This window comes from Methanosarcina sp. WWM596 (assembly GCF_000969965.1).
Lineage (GTDB): Archaea > Halobacteriota > Methanosarcinia > Methanosarcinales > Methanosarcinaceae > Methanosarcina.
This window is the reverse complement of record NZ_CP009503.1, coordinates 2,771,324-2,794,574: the sequence shown is the minus strand read 5'-3', so window position 1 is coordinate 2,794,574 and position 23,251 is coordinate 2,771,324. Positions and strand designations below refer to the sequence as shown.

At 39.3% G+C, this 23,251-nt stretch carries 14 protein-coding genes and 1 pseudogene; 13 read left to right on the top strand and 2 right to left on the bottom strand.

The features are described from left to right. The first annotated feature begins 11 nt into the window (after positions 1 to 11). The 3 genes from tnpA to MSWHS_RS12275 all read left to right on the top strand — a co-directional run bounded on the left by tnpA (position 12) and on the right by MSWHS_RS12275 (position 3,519). Positions 12 to 425, top strand: a complete 414-nt coding sequence (gene tnpA, locus MSWHS_RS12285; protein ID WP_048129009.1) for an IS200/IS605 family transposase — start codon at positions 12 to 14, stop codon at positions 423 to 425. Between the two features lie 178 nt (positions 426 to 603). Further along, the gene (locus tag MSWHS_RS12280) at positions 604 to 867 is read left to right on the top strand and encodes a sensor histidine kinase (protein WP_156148204.1); all 264 of its coding nucleotides are present in this window, start codon (positions 604 to 606) and stop codon (positions 865 to 867) included. Between the two features lie 630 nt (positions 868 to 1,497). Continuing rightward, a complete protein-coding gene (locus tag MSWHS_RS12275) occupies positions 1,498 to 3,519 on the top strand; it encodes an MASE3 domain-containing protein (protein WP_048159140.1) in 2,022 nt (673 codons plus the stop codon). Between the two features lie 716 nt (positions 3,520 to 4,235). On the opposite strand, the gene MSWHS_RS20495 is transcribed toward MSWHS_RS12275, so the two are convergent. Beyond that, entirely contained in the window at positions 4,236 to 4,808 is a 573-nt protein-coding gene (locus tag MSWHS_RS20495; RefSeq protein ID WP_052723189.1) for a hypothetical protein, read from the bottom strand. On the opposite strand from MSWHS_RS20495, the pseudogene MSWHS_RS19455 reads away from it, so the two are divergent. The 9 genes and pseudogenes from MSWHS_RS19455 to MSWHS_RS12215 form a co-directional block, all read left to right on the top strand. After that, a pseudogene (locus MSWHS_RS19455) lies at positions 4,770 to 5,130 on the top strand (zinc ribbon domain-containing protein); the annotation flags it as partial. The gene MSWHS_RS20495 and the pseudogene MSWHS_RS19455 overlap by 39 nt on opposite strands. 225 nt (positions 5,131 to 5,355) lie before the next feature. Then, positions 5,356 to 6,195: a winged helix-turn-helix domain-containing protein gene (locus tag MSWHS_RS12255; protein WP_048129719.1), complete on the top strand. Its 840-nt coding sequence runs from the start codon at positions 5,356 to 5,358 to the stop codon at positions 6,193 to 6,195. Between the two features lie 265 nt (positions 6,196 to 6,460). Next, a complete protein-coding gene (locus tag MSWHS_RS12250) occupies positions 6,461 to 6,886 on the top strand; it encodes a hypothetical protein (protein ID WP_048129720.1) in 426 nt (141 codons plus the stop codon). A 510-nt stretch (positions 6,887 to 7,396) separates the two neighbouring features. Then, entirely contained in the window at positions 7,397 to 9,172 is a 1,776-nt protein-coding gene (locus tag MSWHS_RS12245) for a DEAD/DEAH box helicase (protein WP_048129721.1), read from the top strand. 4,204 nt (positions 9,173 to 13,376) lie between these two features. Next, complete coding sequence (locus tag MSWHS_RS12235; RefSeq protein WP_048130665.1) at positions 13,377 to 14,081, top strand: ABC transporter ATP-binding protein; 705 nt, start codon at positions 13,377 to 13,379, stop codon at positions 14,079 to 14,081. Between the two features lie 12 nt (positions 14,082 to 14,093). Further along, positions 14,094 to 15,344 carry a COG1361 S-layer family protein gene (locus MSWHS_RS12230; protein ID WP_048129723.1) on the top strand — a complete coding sequence of 417 codons (1,251 nt, stop codon included), beginning with the start codon at positions 14,094 to 14,096 and terminating at the stop codon, positions 15,342 to 15,344. 44 nt (positions 15,345 to 15,388) lie between these two features. Then, entirely contained in the window at positions 15,389 to 16,603 is a 1,215-nt protein-coding gene (locus MSWHS_RS12225; protein WP_048129724.1) for an ABC transporter permease, read from the top strand. A gap of 448 nt (positions 16,604 to 17,051) precedes the next feature. Then, positions 17,052 to 17,945, top strand: a complete 894-nt coding sequence (locus MSWHS_RS12220) for an ABC transporter ATP-binding protein (protein WP_369798539.1) — start codon at positions 17,052 to 17,054, stop codon at positions 17,943 to 17,945. 136 nt (positions 17,946 to 18,081) lie between these two features. Then, positions 18,082 to 19,335, top strand: coding sequence for a COG1361 S-layer family protein (locus MSWHS_RS12215; protein ID WP_048129726.1), 1,254 nt, complete (start codon positions 18,082 to 18,084; stop codon positions 19,333 to 19,335). Between the two features lie 251 nt (positions 19,336 to 19,586). On the opposite strand, the gene MSWHS_RS12210 is transcribed toward MSWHS_RS12215, so the two are convergent. Further along, positions 19,587 to 21,005, bottom strand: coding sequence for an ATP-binding protein (locus MSWHS_RS12210; protein ID WP_082088362.1), 1,419 nt, complete (start codon positions 21,003 to 21,005; stop codon positions 19,587 to 19,589). A gap of 997 nt (positions 21,006 to 22,002) precedes the next feature. On the opposite strand from MSWHS_RS12210, the gene MSWHS_RS12205 reads away from it, so the two are divergent. Then, on the top strand, positions 22,003 to 23,217 hold the full coding sequence (locus MSWHS_RS12205) for an ABC transporter permease (protein ID WP_048129727.1): 1,215 nt from the start codon (positions 22,003 to 22,005) through the stop codon (positions 23,215 to 23,217). Positions 23,218 to 23,251: the final 34 nt, after the last annotated feature.

Here is a 23,251-nt window from a genome sequence, read left to right as displayed (position 1 = left end):
TTTAACAACATATATACTTCTTGGTAAATACGAAGTATGAAACACGGAATCATAGCAAATTTTTGTTAATGTATCATGTTATTTTTGTTTGCAAATACCGAAAAGTCATACTTGAACCAATTAGCGAAGAACTCAAACAGATTATGATTGACATTTCAAAAGAGTCTAACTTTGAAATCCTTGAAATGGAAACTGACAAAGACCATATTCATTTCTTGATCAAGAGTGAGCCGAAAGTTAGCGTTTTGTCAATTGTCAGAAAATTGAAACAAGAATATACTAACAGGTTATGGAAAACTCAAAAAGAATATATGAAAAAGTATTATTGGGGTGAGAATACGTTATGGAGTGATGGTTATTTTGCGTCTACTATCGGAAATGTTAGTAAAGAGGCGGCAGAATATTACATACGGAATCAGGGTTGAAGTTGACGCTTATATCCCCTGAGCTAAAGACTCAGGGGTTTTACGCTTCTTCATATAAAAGACCGAGAAACGAAATGGATTAGAGAAATTCTCCAGAAACTTCCGGAGCGCCCCCGATCACAGGGGCGAATACAGGAGCTTGTCCGTGATATTGCCAGACGTAAAAATCCAAATCAACATGCACATAGTGGAGGATCATGCTTCAAAACCAGGTAACTCAGGCATAGACAGAGACTGCAAGAATGAAAAAGGCTTTGATTATACGTTAACAGTAGCAGACAATAGGAAAGGTATTTCTGAAGAGGTAGATTTCCAAAACCCGGAGCCTCTCGAACTCCAGCTTGTAAACATTCTTGTTGAACAAATAGATGATCGCATCGAACTTAAAAGAGATCATGGAACAGAGTTTACTATCCGGTATAACAATCCAAAGAGTGAATGAGTTTTAAGTTAATGAAATTATGATGAACCGGAAATTTTGCAGGAGTTTTCAATAAGGAATTTTCAATAAGGAATTTTCAATAAGGAATTTTCAATAAGGAATTTTCAATAAGGAATTTTCAATAAGGAATTTTCAATAAGGAATTTTCAATAAGGAATTTTCAATAAGGAATTTTCAATAAGGAGTTTTCAACCAGATACAAATCCACATCCATTTTTATGCTCATTTTGAAATATTTCGTGCGAAATTATTTTTTGTTTGAAAGCAATTTTTTGAGCAATTAATTTAAAATAGTTAATAATATAATGTTATATTCATGGAGTTAGGGAGTTAGTAAGTATGATAATAAGAAAAGGATTGCCTAGAGGCTACGTATCCTGCTCCGGATCAATACACTTGGGGAGTATATCTTCGGGGTTGCTGTATAGGAGAATCCAGTAAAAGGAGTGTAGCGCCTCCGGGCTTCTTCTTACTCTGCTTTTTACGATTATTTTCTCTGTCCATTATTTTATATCACGAAGCGTGAAATCAGGGGATTTCAGCCTTCTGGTGTTTCACAGAATACTTCAATATAATTTTATCAGAGGGTGATTAGCACTTCCAGGTAGTACGTTAAAAGGGGGCAATTGCATATATCATATAGGGAGAAAAACATTTAAAGTAAGGCTTCATGAGGCTGCAGTCTGGATAACAATAATAGGTCTACTCTACTTAATCAGCCTTGGTAATTACCTTCTTTTTCACACTTTAGCAGAACTATTCAGTGTTTATGTTGCGTATGCAATATTTTTTATGACGTGGAAATCAAGAACTCGCCTGGAAAACAGATATCTCTTACTCATAGGGATTGCTTTTTTTTTCATTGGAAGCGTTGATTTTCTGCATGCTCTTACATTCAGGGGAATGGGAGTTTTCCCGGATTTTGGAATTGACCTGACTGCCCAGTTATGGATAGTTGCAAGGTACCTGGAAAGCATTTCCTTCTTAGTTGCCCCGCTGTTCTTAATACGAAACAGAGAGAATAGAAACAAAGAGGCTGAAAACAGGCACAGAGAATCCATTGAAGGCTCCACTTTTGCCTGGAAAGTTTTTCTCGTGTATGCAGCAATTACCATCTTCTGCCTGCTTTCAATTTTTATTTTCAAAAATTTCCCGGTTGTTTATATCGAAGGTTCGGGGCTCACCCCTTTCAAAATCCTGAGTGAATACATAATCTCATTTATACTCCTCTGTTCTCTGTTTCCCCTGTATATAATCAGAGATAAATTCAAACACAAGGTTTACAGGCTGCTTGCAGCTTCCATAATCATTACAATCTTGGGAGAACTGTCTTTTATCCTGTATACTCATGTAAACGAATTTCCAAATCTCATAGGTCACTATTTTAAACTTCTGTCTTTTTACCTGATCTACGAAGCCGTCGTAGATGTCGGGTTTGAAGAGCCTTACAGCCTTCTTTTCAGGGAACTCAAGCACAGAGAAGAGAGCTTCAGGCAAAAAACAATTTTCCTTGGAGATGAATACAGCCATATCTGCAGAATGATAGGAGTAAACAGGATTCTTGAACCAAATAACATAAACTTTGAGGAAGATAAAGATCAAGAAGGCTACCATTCGTTTTCACAACATTTTCCCGGAATAGGATTCCAGCTTGACGGGGACTTTGCACCAATATCCATACAGGGACCTGTTGAGGAAATGACAGGCTACGGGAAAGAGGATTTCCTTTCCGGAAAAGTGAGTTTGATAGAAATTATTGTACCTGACGACCAGCCTTTGGTTTTTGAAAACCGGCAGAAGTCAAAATCAAATCCTAAATTTATAGTTGAGAATGAATTCCGAATACGCAAAAAAAATGGAGAGACAATATGGGTAAGGGAAATTTCCCGGAGAATTCCGGGAAAATCTAAAGGTTCAGGAAAAATTCAGGGTTTGATTTATGATATCACTGAACGTAAAGTGGCTGAAGAAGCCCTCGAAAAAATAGACCGTATCCGGATAAAAGAGATCCACCACAGGATAAAGAATAACCTTCAGGTGATCTCCTCTCTGCTCAGTTTGCAGGCGGAAAAGTTCGAAGACAGGGAAGTGATTGAAGCTTTCAGGGAAAGCCAGAACCGTGTCGCATCCATAGCCCTGATCCATGAAGAGCTTCATGGGGGGGATAACCTGGATGCCCTTGATTTCGCAGGCTATCTGCAGAAACTGACTGCCGATATTTTCAATTCATATCGTGTGGGTAAGGACGGCTTAAGCCTTAAACTTGACCTTGAGCAGGTTTTTCTTGGCATGGATACCGCAATACCCCTTGGCATCATAGTAAATGAGCTGGTCTCAAACGCCATGAAACACGCCTTTTCAGATAAAAAAGAGGGAGAAATCCACATAAGCCTGCATAGTAAGGAAAACCCCGGCTCTTTGGACGGGCTTTCCGGTTCATGTCCGGAATGCCTGGAAAATAATAATTTTCATTATGTATTAACCGTTGCCGATAACGGAAGAGGAATCCCTGAAGAAATAGATTTCCGAAATGCTGATTCTCTCGGACTCCAGCTTCTTACCATCCTTGTTGAACAGATAGACGGCTGTATTGAACTTAACAGAGACCATGGGACGGAGTTCATTATCTGGTTTAGCAATTCCGGAAACTGATGGAAAAGTACAGTGCGCGGTTCCAACCTTATTCACGGTCTTGTGTTATTTTTGTCGCGCTCGATGCAGGAGAGCAGTCCCTTCCACAAAAAGAAAACAGAGAAAGAAGAAAAGAATAAGTTGCTGAGGACACCCGGGAGTCAGAGAGGAAACCTAACGGATCAAAGCTGCAGAAATATGCAGCTGAGATTTAAAAATCGGTTTCAAGGTTAGGGAAAAATATTTTCCTGAAACAGGGGGCATTTCTTCAGTATATTACCTTTCTTAAATGCAGCACTGGCTTGTAAGTTGCTTTTCATCCAGTTGACTGGCAGGTCCATGTCCGGTGCGGTGCAGGAAGAAAATACTGGCAAATTCTCCCCTTGATTCCTGAATGGGTCAACAAGTTAATCAGGAACCCCCAAAGTTTCCAAATGCAAATAACATTTTTGAGAGCAGTGGCAGCAGTAGTAATAACTGATTTTCTTTCCGGTATCGGGAAGTTTCATTTATCTGAATATGGAAAGCACCTAGAAGTAAAAAAGAAAGGTGTTTTTTTGTATTTTCTTTTTCCGGACTATTTTATTCAAGAATGGTTTTTTTAAGAAGGGTTTAATACTCTCCCAGGTCTGTCCATCCCAGCTCTTTCATTTTCGACGAATCGCTTTCTTACCTTGCCAATGTAAAACTCCTCTCCACAGAGATACCTAAGGTCGCAACTATCAACCCTCTGTATGTCAGAGATCTCTATGCCATAAACGGTCCCATAGTAAGTGTTTCAGTTCTGACGGGGTGGGAGCTTTAATAAACTGGATGTTCCCTTCTTCATACCACTGGTCCCAGGGAGTCTTCTCTTCAGATGTAAGGTACTTCATTTCTACAGTGTTTCCTTCGACTCCTGAGGTTCCTGTAGTATTCCCATTATCATCAGGCTCTTTTTTAAGAAGCTTCTGGGAGATTTCGTCCCATTCCCCATCGATTAAAGCAGACATTACTTTCCCCTCAAAAACAATGACTTCTATGCTGTGAAGGGTGTGAGCTTCGGTTACAATCTGGTCTGTCCTGTTTCCGTAGCCGTTGTGACTGCTTGTAAATGTATAGTTCAGAACATGCTGCTCCGGGAATGTTTCAAGCATCTCATGGTCTTCCAGATCGAGGGCAAATCCATCAAAACTATATGTGGGTGCAGTTTCTACCCATGTTTCGGCTATCCATTCAGCTTCTTCCGGAGAGGTGTACATGGCATAAGCCCGCAGTTCAACCAGGGCAGAAAAGATTCCTTCCCTAAGTTCAAGTAAAAGAAAAATCATATACAGTTTATCCCTGTGCCTCAGCATCATTCTGTAGACTTTGAAAATAACACTGTCAAGCTTCCTAAAATAAAACCAATTAAAACAGTTCTACATAGAAAGACATAGAAAGTTTGAAGGCGAACTTAAAACAGCTACCGTTTCGAGAACTTGTAAAGGATGCTACTACATCAGTATCCTTGTTGAAGATGGTAATGAGCTTCAGTTAAAAGACAGAGAATGGACTTGCCCCGATTGTAAAACAAAACATGATAGGGACATAAATGCCGCAATCAATATCAAAAAATTCGCTCTCATAGAGCAAAATCTAATTGGATTGTAACACCTATGGAACGTGGGGAAGAGCTTGGGGACTTGCCCTCAATGGAAGGAGGAATGAACTAAGAATCCACTCAGTTTTTAGCTGAGTGGCAGTTCACATATATACATTAATGATAATATAAGTACTGTAATTATTTAAAATATTATCAGTACTATAATTATGTAAAATCTTCATACTATTGCATTTCCTTATAAATGCTGATTAGCGTTAGAAGGCATAACTCAGATGAAACTGCAGCTTGTTAATCTACTTTTATTTTCCGACAAAAGGAAAAATTTTCTATTACTACTGGCAGAAGGGCCTAGAAATATTGATGAAATTCTTTATCTGCTTCAGGTCCCCAGGATTTCCCTGCTTCCTCACATAAAAAAATTAAAAGAAGAAGGTTTAATTGTTCAGAAAGGAGATGTATATTGTCTTTCTATCATAGGTAATATATTAGTTAAAAAAACCAGGCTTTTACTGGATACAGCCAGTGTATTTGAAGAGAATGATTATTTCTGGAGCTACAGAAAACTGGATTCCGTTCCTTTTCATCTGTTAAAACGGATAGGGGAGATTAAAAGAAGCCAGCTTGTAGAACTCAAGCTAACTCACGGATTTGATCTGTTTCCGGAACTGATTAATCATTTTATCGGATCTTCAAAGGTTATGCTCCTTTTTTCTTATTTTCACCCTCAAATTCCTTCTTTCTCCCTGGAGCTCGCAAAAAAAGATGTTAAGGTGCAGCTCATCCTTAGCAGAGGTTCCTTTGATAGGTTTTCAGGAGATTTTCGGGATACGGGAGAGAAAATCCTGGAAAAGAAAAACGCCTCCATTTTTGTGCGCTCAGGTTCTCCACTTGAAAGTCCTTCATTGATTGCTATATCGGAAAATGCTTTATTGATAGGTTTTTTCAATAAGAAAGGACAATTTGAAGGACAGTGCCTTCTTAGCTTTGAACCCTGCGCCCTGATCTGGGGAAAAGAACTCTTTGAATACTATTTAGAGAGATCAGAAAAGATCTGTTCAATGGATTATCCCGACAACAGCTCTGATAGCCAGAAAACTTCCAATGACTTGTAATATAAAAAAACCAGAATAAAAACCAGAATACACGCTTATGTCCAAAATATGAGACCTCCATTTTTAAATATCTTTATATGAAGAAGCGTAAAACCAGACAATGTATTTTAGTTCCATTTTGCTCCGCAACTTATTCTAAGAAAAACCCCCATTCGCAAGTATAAAATTATATCCGTATTCCTGAAAGAGCCCGGTCGAGTAAAGTAGAAAGGTTATTATTGTCAGAGGTTGAAAGGAAAAGCTTAACAGGAGATGAACCTGGCAGATGAACACCTCTTCTTTTAACTATATTTCCGGGACGAACTATGACAAACAGTGGGCTTTTGAGGTTGCATATTTTATCCAGCACATGGGTACAGTTCTACAAAATCTGGGAAACTTTCTGAATGCCAGGGACTATGTTGAAGCCCGGATCCTAGCTGCAGAGATGAAGCAGAGAGCAGAATACGAAAAAACCCTCCAGCCGGATTTCAGGACTTCGGACTATTTTGTGCAGGCTCGCAGGCTATTTAACAATTTTCTGGACGAGTGTGTAAACTTTGCCGAGCTCCTGAGAGTTACAACCATTCAGGAGGAAACCGGATGTGAAGAATTGCTGGACAAACCAGAACAGATCCGCAACTCCGTAGACAGGCTGAACCTTTTAAAGGAAATGCTAACAAGCGAACTTCATCTTCAGGGTTGGTACTGAGTAAGCCCGGACCTGTGAGAATTAATACCTTTAAAACACAATATGTTTTCAATTCCGGCTTTACAAACTATCAATCATGGATTTCCACCCGTATTTCACAGCTTCTTCTGGGAGGTTCCTGCCCGAAAGACAGCAAAGGATTATATACAGGGAAGGGATGTAGTGAGTATCCACTTGGGTAAAAGACCTCAGGTCTAGTTACTCATTTGCCTGTATCACGGGGAAGAATTCAAAAGTGTCCGGAACTTATCCAAGAAAGCCATTTTTTGCTGTATAAGTTTATGTATATTAATTCTGAATTTCCCTGGTTTTAGGCAACTTTTCGCAGTCCCGGGGAGATCAACCATTTATACGGTGTGTTTACCTGTTTTTAGCGGTATCATGTACCGGTGTTGAGAAGTGGACTTTTCCGTAAAGGAAACTGCCGGGCATGCGGCAGACTGTATGTAAGCAGCAGGTCTGCAATCTGCAAGGCCTGTAGAAAATAATTGTAAATTATAGAGTGAGTACATGGAAAAATTAGCAAAATTTAAGGCACTTGGGCTCTCGGACAGTACATTGAAAGCCCTCAAAAAGAAAGGGTTTGAAGAACCAACCCCGATTCAGGAAAAAGTCATCCCACTTTTTTTGAAAGGAGAATCTGACATTATAGGGCAGGCTCAGACAGGGACAGGAAAAACAACAGCTTTCGGAGCTCCCATTATAGATAAAATACCAGAGAAATCAGGACACGTTCAGGCAATAATCCTGACTCCTACAAGGGAACTCGCAATCCAGGTTTCAGAAGAACTTAACTCCATAAAGGGAGATAAAAAACTGAATATTGTTCCTATATATGGGGGACAGTCCATGACCCAGCAGCTTCGCATGCTGAAAATCGGGGTGGACATTGTTGTGGGGACACCGGGAAGGGTCATCGACCACATTGAAAGAAAGAGTTTAAAACTCGAACATATCTCTTATTTCGTACTTGACGAAGCCGATGAAATGCTGAACATGGGCTTTATTGACGATATAAAGGAGATCTTAAAGGCAACAGGCCCTGATAAAAGGATGCTGTTCTTCTCAGCCACAATGCCAAAGGCAATCCTTGGAATCGTCAAGAAGTACATGCAGAACTACGAGCATGTTACAATTGAGAAGGAGGAGCTTACAGCAAACCTGACCGAACAGATCTACTTTGAGGTTCATGAAAACGACAAGTTTGAAGCCCTCAGCAGAATCATCGACATCGAAGACGAATTCTACGGGCTTGTTTTCTGCCGGACAAAGACCGACACCAGCCAGCTTGCCCAGAAACTCAGTGATAGGGGTTATTTAGCCGATGCCCTTAATGGAGACCTCTCCCAGCAGGAGCGGGAAAAAATCCTAAATAAGTTCAGGAAACAGAAGATAAACATCCTCGCAGCAACTGATGTTGCAGCAAGAGGAATCGATATCATGAATCTGACCCATGTCATTAACTATTCCCTGCCTCAGGACCCTGAGTCCTATGTGCACAGAATAGGGAGGACAGGAAGGGCAGGCAAGCAGGGAACTGCTATCACCTTTGTGACATCCTCGGAGTTTAGGCGGCTTACTTACATAAAGAAGACTTCAAAGTCCGAAATGAAGAAAGGCCGCATTCCCGAGATAAAAGATGTAATAAAAGCCAAAAGGACGAGAGTAAAAGCCGAACTAGAAGATACCATAAAGACCGAAGAATACGGCGACTGCCTTGAGATGAGTGAAAAGCTCCTTGAGGAATACCCCGCAGAAAAGATCTTGGCTGCCCTTTTAAAGTACGCTTTCAAGGAAAAATTCGACGAGAGCATGTACACGGAGATTTCAGGCGGCAGTTCCTATGTCGACAGGAAAGGCAAAACCAGGCTATTTATAGCCATGGGAAAGGTCGACGGCATGACTCCGGAAAAACTGGCATATTTCATTCAGGAGGAACTCGGGGACAGTGAACTGAAAGTAAGGGATGCAGAAATTTTCCCACACTTTTCCTTCGTATCCATTCCCTTTGCCCAGGCTGAAGCCCTGCTCGAAATCTTCAAAAACAAGAGAAGGGGAAGTAAACCCTTCGTGGAACTTGCCCAGAAATCCCGGAGAGGAAGTTCAAACGGTTCAAACGCTAGGAACAGTAGCGGAAGCTTAAGAAGTGGTGGATACTCAAGAAGTGGTGGAAGCTCAAGAAGTGGTGGAGGCTCAAGAAGCAGTGGAAGCTCAAGAAGCAGTGGAAGCTCAAGAAGCAGTGGAAGCTCAAGAAGCAGTGGAAGCTCAAGAAATGTGAAAAAATAAATTTCCATTTCTAAACTTATTCTTTTTTCTTATTTTATCCGAATTCCCGGAGCAGTGAAGTTTTCGGAATTCTGTCAAATTTTTGATAGTAGAATTTATGAAGATTTTCTTTTCTGGCTTATGATTCTTTCTGATTCTTTCCCCTACTTTCCACAGTAAAATTTGTTTAATATTTATATTTTGGAAATAATTTAAGTAATTTGTATGAAAGTTAGTACCATTTTATCATGATGACTCTCTCCCAACTCTGAATCCACAGTTCATCTTGATCATTATTCATCTGTTCAGAAATTCTTGATCATTATTCATCTGTTCAGAAATAACAGAATTAGCAATTGAAATTGAGGGAAAGAATATCAGAATATATTAAATCTGGATGAGGAAACCATTAAAGTCCTGAAATTGATGGATGAAAAATACAAAAAAAATTATATGTGAAAAAATAGTTCAGAACGTAGGTTTTTGAATAAAGCCGGAATAAATCTATAGGTCGAGTTAACTAAACCCAGGAGGAAAAATTGTCCTATTAAAAATTTATTCCGGCTGACGTTCTATGTTTATTCACTTCTTCTTCCGAACAATTAATTTCATACGATCATTCTGGACTGCCATTTCAATGGAACAATAAGGATGCCACCATCTCTCATTGAACAGGCACTTTGAGCCTATACTGCCTCATTATTCAAAGGCTGACCAGTAAATATCTAAACATGTACTTACCTGTTGAGGATTCCATAGCCATCGATATACATTATGCTTAACCTTTCTATCTGTAGACAGAAAGTAATCTTTAGGTAGTTTAAATAGAAAAACATTATAATTCCCTCCACTCCTAGAATTCTGTTATTTCTTGTTTAAAACCACTTCCCTCAGAGCTGATCTCAAACCTGTGTTTTATTCTAATTATTAAGGTTTTTCAAGGTTATTTTTCATTATCCGAAATTTGACTGATTCTCCAAACTACAAGATTCAAAGAGCAAACTGTGAGTTTTGAGAAAAGCTCTTAGCTGATACTTAGTCCAATTTTTAGTTAATACGCTGTTCTTTTCGCCAACCCCCTATTGTGCTTTATACTCCCAGAAATTTATTTTTAAACTATAGTAGACATCAAACAATTGCAGAGAGATCTAGCTAAAAACCTTAAGGACTTTATAGATATTATATTCGATAGCTAGAAACTTTGCATTTAATCTAAGACGATATTTTAGATCCTCTTTTTTTTTGAAGAAGGAACCTCTAATTTTAGTTCCTTCAAGAGTATCAATATACAGGTATATTCTTAATTAATATATAATGTAAAGAACAACTATTCCTTACAAATCATAGTCTTTGAATATTTAGATACAGATAACTTTAATGTAGCAAACGAATATACCATCTATTCCAATCGATTATTTAATTAAACTACTTATATTCCTCACGTATAACATTTATTAGAAAATTGTAATGTATAAAAAATATTGCATCGCTTTCTAAATTGATGCTTTCTGGTTTAATTTCAAATTTTGTGCAGGTCATTTTGCTTATATTTCACAGAGTAAATTAAAATAATAAAGCCATTAGAAAAGTAAAAAAACAATTGGATATAGAAAAATGTTTAGGAAATATATAAACAGTAAAAAAGAAATATTTATAGATTTTTTTTGTAAAGAGAAAGTTGCCTGAAAAACAGGCAACTTCATACGATTTATTTTTGATTTTTTCATCAACATCGTTGCTATTTAGAAGCAGTAAGCAAATTTGAGGCAGGTTTCCTCGTAGCAGTATTTGACATTTGAATATATAATATTAAAGAACATTACAGTTCCCTCCACTCATTTTCTATATTTTGTTCATCCCCCGTTATACACGGTCTTCTGCAATCAGAACTATAGGGAAATTGTTAATAAACAATTCCTTACATCCTTGGTAAACATCCAGGCAGAGACCTAAATGATTATTACGAAGTAACCCTCAGCAGAAACTGTAAATTAGTTCGAGGAAGGTTGCCTCGTAGTAATATACGACATTTGAATATACAAGACTGAAGAACATTTTAATTACCTCTTTTGTTTCTGTAATAATCCAAATTTTATTATACATGAGATCGAATGAACTAAGAATTCAATCTAGCAATTGCGATTACCAGCAGAAGAGCAGGCCGAGGTCAAAGTTAAAAGCGAACGCAAAGAGCGTACCGAGATCTAAGCAAAGAATCATGTTTATTCCCTCCAAATTAATATTCTTTCCATAATACTCCCAATAGATCAGCAGGGCCCTCCTAATAGCTCAGCAGGGCCCTCCTTACAGCTCAATTAGTACCAACCGTAACAGAGTTTAAAGCAAGTTTCCTCGTAGCAGTATTTGACATTTGAATATATAATATTGAAGAACATTTCAGTTCCCTCCATTCATTTTATATATTTTGTTCATCCCCCGTTATGCACGGTCTTCTGCAATCGGAACTATAGGGAGATTGTTAATAAACAATTCCTTACATCCTTGATAAACATCCAGGCAGAGACCTAAATGATTATTACGAAGTAACCCTCAGCAGAAACTGTAAATTAGTTCGAGGAAGGTTGCCTCATAGCAATATACGACATTTGAATATACGAGACTGAAGAACATTTTAATTACCTCTTTTGTTTCTATAATTATCCAGATTTCATCATCCATACGATAGATTGAACTAAGAATTCAACCTAACAATTGCGATTACCAGCCGAAGAGCAGGCCGAGGTCAAAGTTAAAGGCGAACGTAAAGAACGTACTGAGATCTAAGCAAAGAATCATGATTATTCCCTCCAAATTTCATATTCTTTTCATAATACTCCCAATAGTAGGGCCCTCCTAATAGCTCAGCAGGGCCCTCCTTACAGCTCAGTTAGCACCAGCTGTAACAGAGTTTAAAGCAAGTTGCTTCGTAGCAGTATTTGACATTTGAATATATAATATTGAAGAACATTTCAGTTCCCTCCACTCATTTTCTATATATTGTTCATCTCCCGTTATACACGGCCTTCTGCAATCGGAATACAGAGAAATTGCTAAAAAACAATTTTCCAAATACTCTCAATATCCCGGCAGAGTCCTCCTTATACCTCAGTTAGCACCAGCTGTAACAGAGTTTAAAGAAAGTTGCTTCGTAGCAGTATTTGACATTTGAATATACAAGACTGAAGAACATTTTCATTACCTCTTTTGTTTCTGTAATTATCCAGATTTCATCATCCATACGATAGATTGAACTAAGAATTCAATCTAGCAATTGCGATTACCAGCAGAAGAGCAGGCCGAGGTCAAAGTTAAAAGCAAACGCAAAGAGCGTACCGAGATCTAAGCAAAGAATCATGTTTATCCCCTCCAAATATCATATTCTTTCCACAACGGTGCTTGTGTACATTCTTTTGAGTACACTTCTATGAAACTTTTTTTCACAGCCTTCTTTATCAAGCCCCCAAAGCTCGAGAATCTTTCAGCCACTTAGAAAGATTATTACTGGAAATTTCGGTTCTTTTTGACATATACAGTTTTAACTTCTAACTGGCAGTGGCTATACTTAGCTATATATACAAAATTATATAAGTTGAACAGAATTATATATCCTTATGAAAAATAGTTTTCAAATATTTGGAGACAAGTACCTAGATAACAGAGTATATATTTTTACTTTAATAAATGTTTAAATGTTTCGCTTCGTTTTAAACCTTGACCTAAATATTTGGATGCCTGCCCCAGCTAAAGAAGAACTTTTTGGAACTGATTGGTTCAGAGAATGTAGTTTTCATACATATTCAATTTCATTTATACAACCTATGTATGAGAAAAAGCAGTTTAAAATAACAAAGATAGGTCTCAGGATAAGATCACAAATTTTCTGCAAAAGCCTTATTTTCCAGAAATAAATCTCAACTTCCAATATTTACTGTCCAAAATTATGTTTATTTTTATTCATGATAATTTAAAGAAAAACTCATGTTTGAAACTAAATAGTCAATTTAAGAGTCAAAAACAGTGTACCTAGTGATTAATTTCAAAGTTCAATTTTAAAAGCCTGCGTTGGCAATTAAGAATCAACAGCGGGCGAGCCTCAAAGCGTTTCTTTTAAAAAAAATTTATAATGCATAGATTAAAATGCATTTTCTTACATAAGAAGTAAAAACAATTAAGATTATTCAATGTGATTTTTTCTGATCATATCTCAGTAAAATTGGGGGGGGATGTGAAAATTAATAAGAATAGTTTACTTGAGGATAGGTTCCCTATTGTCGAGATTTCCAATGTCAGGAAAAGTTATGTGCTCGGAGACATGGAGGTTCCGGTACTCTCAGGTATTAACCTTAAAATAGAAAAGGGAGAAATACTGGCTATTATGGGCCCATCGGGTTCAGGAAAAAGTACTCTTATGAATCTGATAGGCTGCCTTGACCGACCGACCGAAGGGCAGGTCCTTATAAAGGGGATGGATCTGCACAGAATGTCAGATGAAGAACTTGCTCACCTCCGGGGACTTGAGATAGGTTTCGTTTTTCAGACTTTCAATCTTGTTCCTCGCCTGACCGCTTTTGAGAATGTTTTGCTTCCTACTTTTGCCAATTCGAGGAGCATCGATCCACGAAAGCGTGCAAAGGAACTCCTGAAACTTATGGGGTTGCAGGACCGTATGCACCACAGGCCAGGAGAGCTTTCCGGAGGTCAATCTCAGAGGGTCTCAATTGCAAGGGCACTCATCAATGATCCTTCAATTCTCCTTGCTGATGAACCGACTGGAAACCTGGACTCGAAAACAGGTTCTGAGATCCTCCAAATATTCATGGATTTGAACAATGAAGGAAGGACAATAGTAATAGTTACACACGACCCTGAGATTGCAAAATATGCTGACAGGGTTGTCCTAGTAAAAGATGGAGTAATTCAATATAACTAAGGTGGGGAATACATGGAATTGATTAAAAAGCATATTATTGCAGCTTTTTTTTCTGTACTTCTGATAGCCTCCGTTTTTACGTCTGTGGCTTCTGCAGCTGTAGGGAGTGCAAACCTGAAAGTAACGATCGTCGAAACAAATCCATATCCTGCAAAGATAGGAGAATACCTGACCCTGAACATACAGGTAGAAAACGTAGGAGGGGACAAAGCCGATGATGTTGACATCGAAATAGTCCCTGAGTATCCATTCACTCTGGATTCCAAGGCAAACACAATCCAGAACATTGGAGCTCTCAATCCTGGCAGAACCGCTACAAAGGAATTCTATCTATATGTTGATAAAAACGCCCAGAAGGGGGTTCGTTCAATTGATATTCGCACCAGGACTGGACCGGAAAATCCATGGAGTGAGAAAAGTTTTGATATAAGGATAGGTACTGAAACCTTTGACAGCAAAGGTACTGTTGAGCTTGCAGAAATCGTCTCTGCTCCTGAAGTTTTTATGCCTGGAGATAAAGGCACTGTCACAGTAACTCTAAAAAACACAGCAACCACACCTACAGTTACTATCAATGAAAAGGATTATGATACCAATGCAAGAATACAGGCTGCAGTTTTGAGGCCATTGTCTGAAGGAATAACGGTTTTGGAAGCTCCATATTATGAGATGGGGCTTGTGGGTCCGGGAGACAGCATCAAATTGACCTTCAATGTAGAGGTTGAGGACGATGCGAAGGAAGGGATTCACAATTTCGAACTTGCAATCGAGGGAAACTCCTTTGACTACAACAGCAAGAAGAACATTCCACTTAAAGTTGATTCTTCGAATATAAAGGTAATTCCCTCAAAACCACTAAAGATGGTGGATGGGCAAACTACTATAGAGTTTGACGTAGCAAATACCCACCCTAATGAGCTTAACTCTGTCAGCATAAGACCTGAAGCTGAAGGTATAAAGTTTTATCCTGCCGAATACTTCATAGGACCTATGGATCCCGACGAGCTTTTCACAATAGAATTTAGTGCAGTTACAGACTATTCCTCGGATGCCATAAAGGATGCTTCAGGATCCATAAACATGAATGTAACTGCAAACTACAACAATGGGATTAACAGGCACGAAAATGTCGCAGGTAACCTGGATCTTGAAACTGATCGTTCCCAGTCTCCTGAAACAAGCTCTAAAATCGCAATTGCAGGCGGACTTATTGCAGTCTTTATCCCTGCAGCCTTTCTAATATATAAAAAGAAAAAACAATAATCAGATAAAGATTTGCTAAATATCATATTTGTGGGAGGGAAAATATGATACAATTTGTACAGGCTGCTCGCATTGCTTCTGGGAGTATAAGCAGCTCCAAGCTTCGGTCGGCACTCACAACACTGGGAATTGTGATAGGTGTTGCAGCAGTAATCATAAATGCATCCCTTGGAGCCAGCTTTAACCAATTTTTTACCGACGAGGTCACCTCTGTGGGCTCAAATTTTATAATTGCATATAGCGACCAGCCAAACATATTTTATGGAAGTGAGCTTGAACTAATTGAAAATACTCCAGGAATTTCAGGAGTATCTCCCAGGAAAACAGTATCTGGAGAGATTAGCTATCTTTCAGATACTAAAAGTGTAAGTATTGTGGGAGTAAATGGGGATTTTCAGGAAATCCAGGGAATTGAGATGGAAGAGGGAAGTTTCCTGTCTGATAAAGACATTTACTCTGCTGTTCTTGGGTATGACCTTGCAAAAGGGGAGTTTGGAAGGAATATCTCGCATCGAAGCACTGTTGATATTTCATTCCGACAGGAGGACGGTAAACTTATCGAGAAAAAATTTAAAGTGAAAGGGATTCTGGAAGATCCAAAAGACACTATTCTCAGCGGAGACGGCAGTACAAACATGGTAGTTTATATCCCTATTTCAGTTATGAATGAAATGACCGGAGAAGAAGACTATGGATCCCTCTTTGCGATGGCCGAAAGCTCTGAAAATATCGGTAATGTTTCGGACGAAGTGGATAAAAGGCTTGCTCGGAACTTCGGAATTGCTCAAAGGGATATCGACAATGAAGATGCAAAGCCTTATGCCATCATCGACCAGGTAGATGTCCTTGAAGAGACCGGAAAATTAGGAAAGGCCTTAAGTTCTTTCCTTCTTGTCCTTGCTTTAGTCTCACTGTTCGTGGGTTCGATAGGAATCATGAATATCATGCTCGTAACAGTTACTGAACGCACAAGAGAGATTGGTATAATGAAGTCCGTAGGTTACAGCAGTTCCAATATTCAATCTCTTTTTTTACTGGAGTCCGTGATGGTCAGTGCCTTTGGGGGACTGGTAGGGACTGCAATCGGCGGGTTTGGAGCCTACATCCTTGAAGAAGCCCTCAAACTCCCACCGGTGTTTCCTTTCAAACTGATTGAAATCGGGATTCTGGTTTCGGTTCTTGTAGGTGTAAGTGCTGGGTTGTATCCTGCAAGAAAGGCTGCAAACATGAATCCTGTGGATGCTTTAAGGTATGAGTAAGGGTTTTTTAAGTATGAAGAAATGCCCTTATATTTTCATATTTTCTTTTTTCAGCATCCTTGAACTTTTTTCGTATTCCGGTTTTTCTTATATAACCAGCTCAATTAAAAATTGAGAGGTTAAGAACAACTTTTAAGCAACTTCTATTTACATGCAAAAGGTATAATCGAGCACTATCAGAATGTGAAGGGCTCTTTGTTGTTTTGTGTGGATATCCTCATGAAAAGATTGAAATCCTTAAACAAGACCACATAGATATGTTTAAATTCACAACATACTTGAAAAAGTGTAGAAAACCTTGAAAACCTGAACCTGTGGGACTAATTCATTTGCAGATATTATATTATAAAATGATATAGATAACAAACACTTAAAGCTTAAAACCAGGAAATATTGATATTGTACAGCACTCAGAAAAATAATATAGTTAAGTTTGAACAATGGCGGAGTGGACATGAAGAATAAAATACTCAATCATGAAGTTTCGTCCCCCGGAGATTCGAACCCTGACGCAGGCAAAAGTAGCGGAACTGAAGAAAAGATGCCTCCGGAAAAAAGCTTTTTTGCCTCTAATGAAATATTAGATGAAGAGCACTTAAATTGTGAATTACCCCGTTCCAGTCGCCCGGAAAGAGGTACCAGAGAAAAAGATCTGCTTAAAGGAGCTCCGGTAATAGAGGTCATCAATGTAAAAAAGAGTTATACCCTGGGAGATATGGAAGTTCCTATTCTTCACGACATCAACCTGATAGTACGGGAAGGAGAATTTCTTGCTATAATGGGTCCTTCAGGATCAGGAAAAAGTACACTTATGAACCTCATAGGCTTTCTTGACAGACCTACGGAAGGGAAGATCATAATTAAAGGCCTTGATATCAATACACTATCTGATAAGGAGGTTGCCAGGCTCAGGGGGCTTGAGATAGGCTTTATGTTCCAGACCTTCAACCTAATTCCAAGGCTTACAGCTCTTGAAAACGTAGAACTGCCCACCTATGCTAACACAAAAGAAGGTGTAGATACGCGCAAAAGGGCAAAATACCTTCTTAAAATGGTCGGGCTTGAAGACCGCATGCACCATAAGCCAGGTGAACTTTCAGGAGGGCAAGCACAAAGGGTAGCTATTGCCAGAGCTCTAATCAATGACCCGACAATTCTCCTTGCAGATGAGCCCACAGGAAACCTGGACTCCAAAACAGGTTGTGAAATCCTCGGCATGTTTACCAGACTTAATGAAGAGGGCAGAACTATCGTGATGATTACACATGATCCAGATATTGCGAAATATGCTGACAGAATAGTGTTCGTAAAAGACGGAATGGTTCTGAAAAACTCGGAATAAACTAGAATAATTCGAAAGATTCAGTATACTAGAATAATCCATACTCAAAATAACTCGAGATACTCAAAATAACCAGAGTGATTCAGAAAGCCCTTAAAATTAGATTTGTAAATATAGTCAATCAGGATGAGTTAGAATGAAAGGACTGAAAAACCCATTTATTTCTGTTATTATATTTCTGCTTATAGTCTTATCTATTTTTGCAGCACCTGCATCTGCGGCGACTGCCAGTGCAAATCTAAAAGTTACAATCGTTGAAACAAACCCTTACCCTGCTAAAATAGGGCAGTATCTGGATCTGACAGTTCAGGTAGAAAACATAGGTAGAGACAGGGCAGATGATATTGACATAGAAATCGTCCCTGAGTATCCCTTTACCCTTGATTCCCAGGCAAACGAAGTGCAGAATATAGGGGCCCTTGCTCCCGGCAAATTTGCATCCAAAGAGTTTCACCTTTTCGTGGACAAGAATGCTCAGAAGGGAATCCGGTCAATTGACATCCGCGCAAGGATCGATAAAACCAGCCCCTGGAGTGAGAAAACTTTTGATATAAGGATAGGTACTGAAACCTTTGACAGTAAAGGAACCGTTGAGCTCGAGGAAATCGTTTTGTCTCCCGAAGTCTTTATGCCTGGAGATAGAGGAACTGTTACAGCAACTCTTAAAAATACAGCTACCACACCCACTGTTACTATCGATGGAAGCGACTACGATACCAACGCGAGAATCCAGGCTGCAGTTTTGAGACCGCTGTCTGATGGAGTAATTGTTCTTGATGCTCCTTACGAAGATATGGGGCTTATTGGCCCGGGGGATAGTATCAAACTGACATATAACGTTATGGTTTCTGAGGACACACGTGAGGGAACTCACAACCTTGAACTTGAAATCGAAGGCAACTCTTTTGACTACAACAGCCGGAAGAACATTCCGCTTGAAGTTGACTCTTCGAACGTTAGGGTGATCCCTTCAAAGCCCCTCAGACTGGTAAATGGTGAAGCTACCCTTGAGTTTGATGTGGCAAATACCCACCCTAACGAGTTTAACTCCGTAAGCATCAGACCTGAAGCTGAAGGGCTGAAATTTTACCCTGCCGAATATTTCATCGGACCCATGGATGCTGATGAACTTTTCACAATAGAGTTTGATGCGGCGGAAGATCCATCGTCGGAAAACATAGAGAGAAACTCTGAACCGATAAATCTTAGCCTTTCTGCAAGTTACGGCAATGGAATAAACAAACACGAAAATCTGGTAAGCAATCTCCAGATTCAGCAAGTTGAGGAAAATCAGGGAGGCGGTTCAGGCCTGATTATAATTGGTATCCTGCTTGTCCTTGTTGCGGCCGGTTTATTGATTCATAGGAAAAGGCAGCAGAAAAACAAATGACTACTCTGGAGGGGCCGGACTTATCCTGAGATCTGATCTATTAGAGGTATAAGAATATAGAAGTTTTAACATGCTTTTCTGGATATCCATCGGAGGTAACGGCAGTTCACTGTTCACTGCCTTTACAACCCCTACTCATTGGGGGATTATTGCAACAACCCCGGTGTATCCATGGAACCAGCTTCGATCAATTTTATTTCAGATAGGCAGATTTCACTGGATCAGGCTTTTTTTTGCAGGATTTTTCAATTTCAGTTCACTTTTTTCTTTTTATTTTCCTGAAGAGGGGCATTTTCCGATTCTACCGGAAGGGTGAAGGTAAAAGTACTTCCTTTTCCTATCTCTGATTCAACCCAGATCCTCCCTCCATGAAGATCTACAAAGTTTCTGACAATATATAATCCAAGGCCGGCCCCGCCGTACCCGCGGGCAGCAGAAGAATCTGCCTGTGTAAAAGGCATGAATATCTTTTCATGGCTCTCCTTTGAAAGCCCCATACCATTATCCGAAACCTTGACCTCAAGAACTCCTTCTTTTTTACAGGCACTGATGATGACCTTTCCTTTTGCTGGAGTAAACTTTATGGCGTTGCTGACCAGGTTGTAAAGTATCTGCCTGAATTTTGTCATATCAGCTCGAACATTTCCCACAGAAGGGCCTATATCCAGTTCAACGGTGATTTTCTTGACCGAAGCAGGCGAAAGTAGGCTCACTCTCACTTCCCCTATAAGGCTTGCAACATCCACTTCCTCATATTTGAGGGTATTTTCACCAGCTTCAAGCCTTGAGATGTCAAGCAGGTTGTTAATAATCTCCAGCAGGCTTTTCCCGCTTATCAGGATATTGTTAACGTATTTTGCCTGTTTTGTATTCATGGGCCCAAAAGCTCCTTCCAGCAACAGGTCAGAAAAACCTATTACTGAATTGAGAGGAGTCCGAAGTTCATGGCTCATATTCATTATGAAACTGTTTTTTGCCCTGTTTGTGGCTTCAGCATCTTTTTTTGCTTTGAGAAGGGTGGTTTCCAGCTCTTTATGCCCGTTTAAGTTACATGTATTCACCAGATATCCCCATTTGTTATTTCTTTTAACGAGAACACCCTTTTCCTCCACCATCTCAAGAAGTGCACTGCCTGATAATTCTTCAAGTGGAAAAGTGGAGAGAAATGTGAGATTTACTCTATTACCCTGACTGATTTCTTCATGGATTTTTTCTAACCCTTCAAAGCAGGTTTTGAAGGAGCTTCCAGCCCCCTTTACATCGAGATTCGTTCTGAATCCAGAAACCCCTTCAGAAAGGGCTTTTCCACTTTTTTCCTCCGTGAGTTTTTTTACTGCAGATTCGAGCAGGAGAACACTCTCCGAAAGTGTGCCGGCTGGCATAATCTCTAATTGAGATGAAGTGATGTATTTCCCAACATCCACTCCTGCCTTCTTAAGTTCATTTTCTGCTTTTTCGGCTGCCAGCGAATCCGGGATAATCCAGAGGCAGTGATCTCCTCTTTCAATTCCTTGTTTAAAATAAGCAACAAGTAGTTCTGTCAGCTCTTCGATATCGCTATATACGGCGGAGAGCTGGGAGCTCTGTGGAATGCTTGAAAAAAGTTCGGGGTATTTGTCAGTATTTTTTATCAGAATCTTTCCCCCTCCATGTGTTATACAATAGTGCATCTTTCAGCACATAGTCCGGGTTTGAATGGGGCATGAGGCAGAGGCTGAAATGACAACTTTCAGCACTCTAAATCTAGTTTAACATATTTGAAATAAGTTTATAAAATATTCAGGATGATATATCCTATTTATCTATTATTTGGTCTTAACTTTCAGTATTTCCTACACATGCTTTTCTTTCTTATCATATAACATTAGCATATATAAGAAATGTGCTAATTTACAATGTTTTGAGATTGGCTCATTTTTAAACACTTCCGTTGCATCAGAGAACCATTGATAACAGAGCACCCATCCTACATTCAACAGCAAGCACATCCTAACATATAAATATCTTTGATTATTATTTTTTTGTAAGTTCAATTGAAAATCAGTGTCATCCAGACTATATATTTAATCCGATTTATCATTTATTCTATCTAGTATATACATATATATTAATGAGGATATGATTAACATTTAGTAATTTTTGATTTAAATCGAATATTAAAAGTTCTGACAAAATCGGGACCAACAGAAAAATTGAATGGATTTTTACGTCTACCTGTAGAAAGCAGTACCTATAGAAAAATTTCCCATTTATTTCAACAGTGATTTATTATATATTTGTAGATTAATACCTATAGGGGTATATTATCACATTAGTATCTACTGAGACATATTTGTACAATACCTATTGGGGTATATTATCACATTAGTATCTACTGAGACATATTTGTACATCAATATCCAGGGGGTTTTTGGAAATTAATCATAAATTGATTGCCTGAGGGCTGAAGCCCCTTAAGTCCCTCTATACCTGCGTCAACTACCCCTGAGCTAAAGACTCAGAGCGTGTCTTGAAATTAAATTTGATTCTACAATGGTGACAGTAATTATCATTTGAGCTAAAAAAATGGTTTGAATTTTAAGACAGCCTATCAGGGGTTTCCTGCTGGAAATTTATGAAGTTTCATTCCAAAATCAAACTCTCCAAAACTTTAAAATGGAAGGGTATATGCTGAAGATAAAACAAGCTATCGGTATCTCTCTTGGGAGCATAGCAAGTGCAAAACTTCGCTCAATCCTGACAACCCTCGGCATCGTCATAGGTATTGCGGCAGTAGTTGCAAATGTATCTCTTGGGGAAAGCTTCAATGTTTTTTTTGAAGAGGAGATAAATGCCCAGGGTTCCAATTTTATTATTATTTACAGCAAGGAACCTAACCTTTTTTACAACAACGAGCTTCAAATAATCAAAAAAACCCCCGGTATCAGTGGAGTTTCTCCCATAAAACAGCAGCTTGGGGAAGTAACCTCCTTCTCCCAAAAGAAAAATATCGACATCGCAGGAGTAACTGGAGATTATGAAGATACTGCTAACATCATTATGGAAAGTGGCAGTTTCATAAGCAACCAGGATGCGTTTTCTGCAGCAATCGGGTCCGAAGTTGCAAACGAAAAATTCGATCGGAACATATCCACCCGCAGTTCTATAGACATTACCCTGCGTCTGGAAGGGGGCAGAACGGTTACCCGGAAGTTCAAGGTAAAGGGCATCATTGAAAGCCCTGGTACATCTTTCGGAGGAGGGGGAATCGAAAGGGACACGAGCATTTTTATTCCAGTATCAACCATCAACCAGATGCTCGAAGAAGATGATTTCTCAGCCTTTTTTGCCATGTCCGACAACATTGAGGATTTGGACGTTATTTCGGACGAGGTAGATAAACGGCTTGCCCGGAACTTTGGAGTCTCTTCACGGGATATCGACGATGAAGACGCAAAACCCTACAGGATTTTTAATCAGGCAGATGTCCTTGAACAGACGAATAAGCTTGCGAATTCTCTTAAAAATTTTCTGGTTGTAGTAGCCCTGATCTCTCTGCTTGTGGGGTCTATAGGGATAATGAACATCATGCTCGTCACAGTTACGGAACGTACCCGGGAGATTGGAATTATGAAGGCGCTTGGTTTTTCAGGCGCTGATATTCTTCTGCTCTTTCTCATAGAATCCATCATCCTCAGTCTCTTCGGAGGCCTCCTGGGGGCAGGGGTGGGAGTTGGAGGGGCTTATGCCGCCACAAGCATCCTTAACCTTCCCTTCATTTATTCTCCTTACACTTTTGAGGCAGGTCTCATCGTTGCTATAATTGTAGGCGTTGCCGCAGGGGTTTATCCCGCAAGCAAGGCCGCAAAATTGGCTCCGGTGGATGCTTTGAGGTATGAATAAACGACTACTAGATTTGCCTGCTTTTTACCCCCCA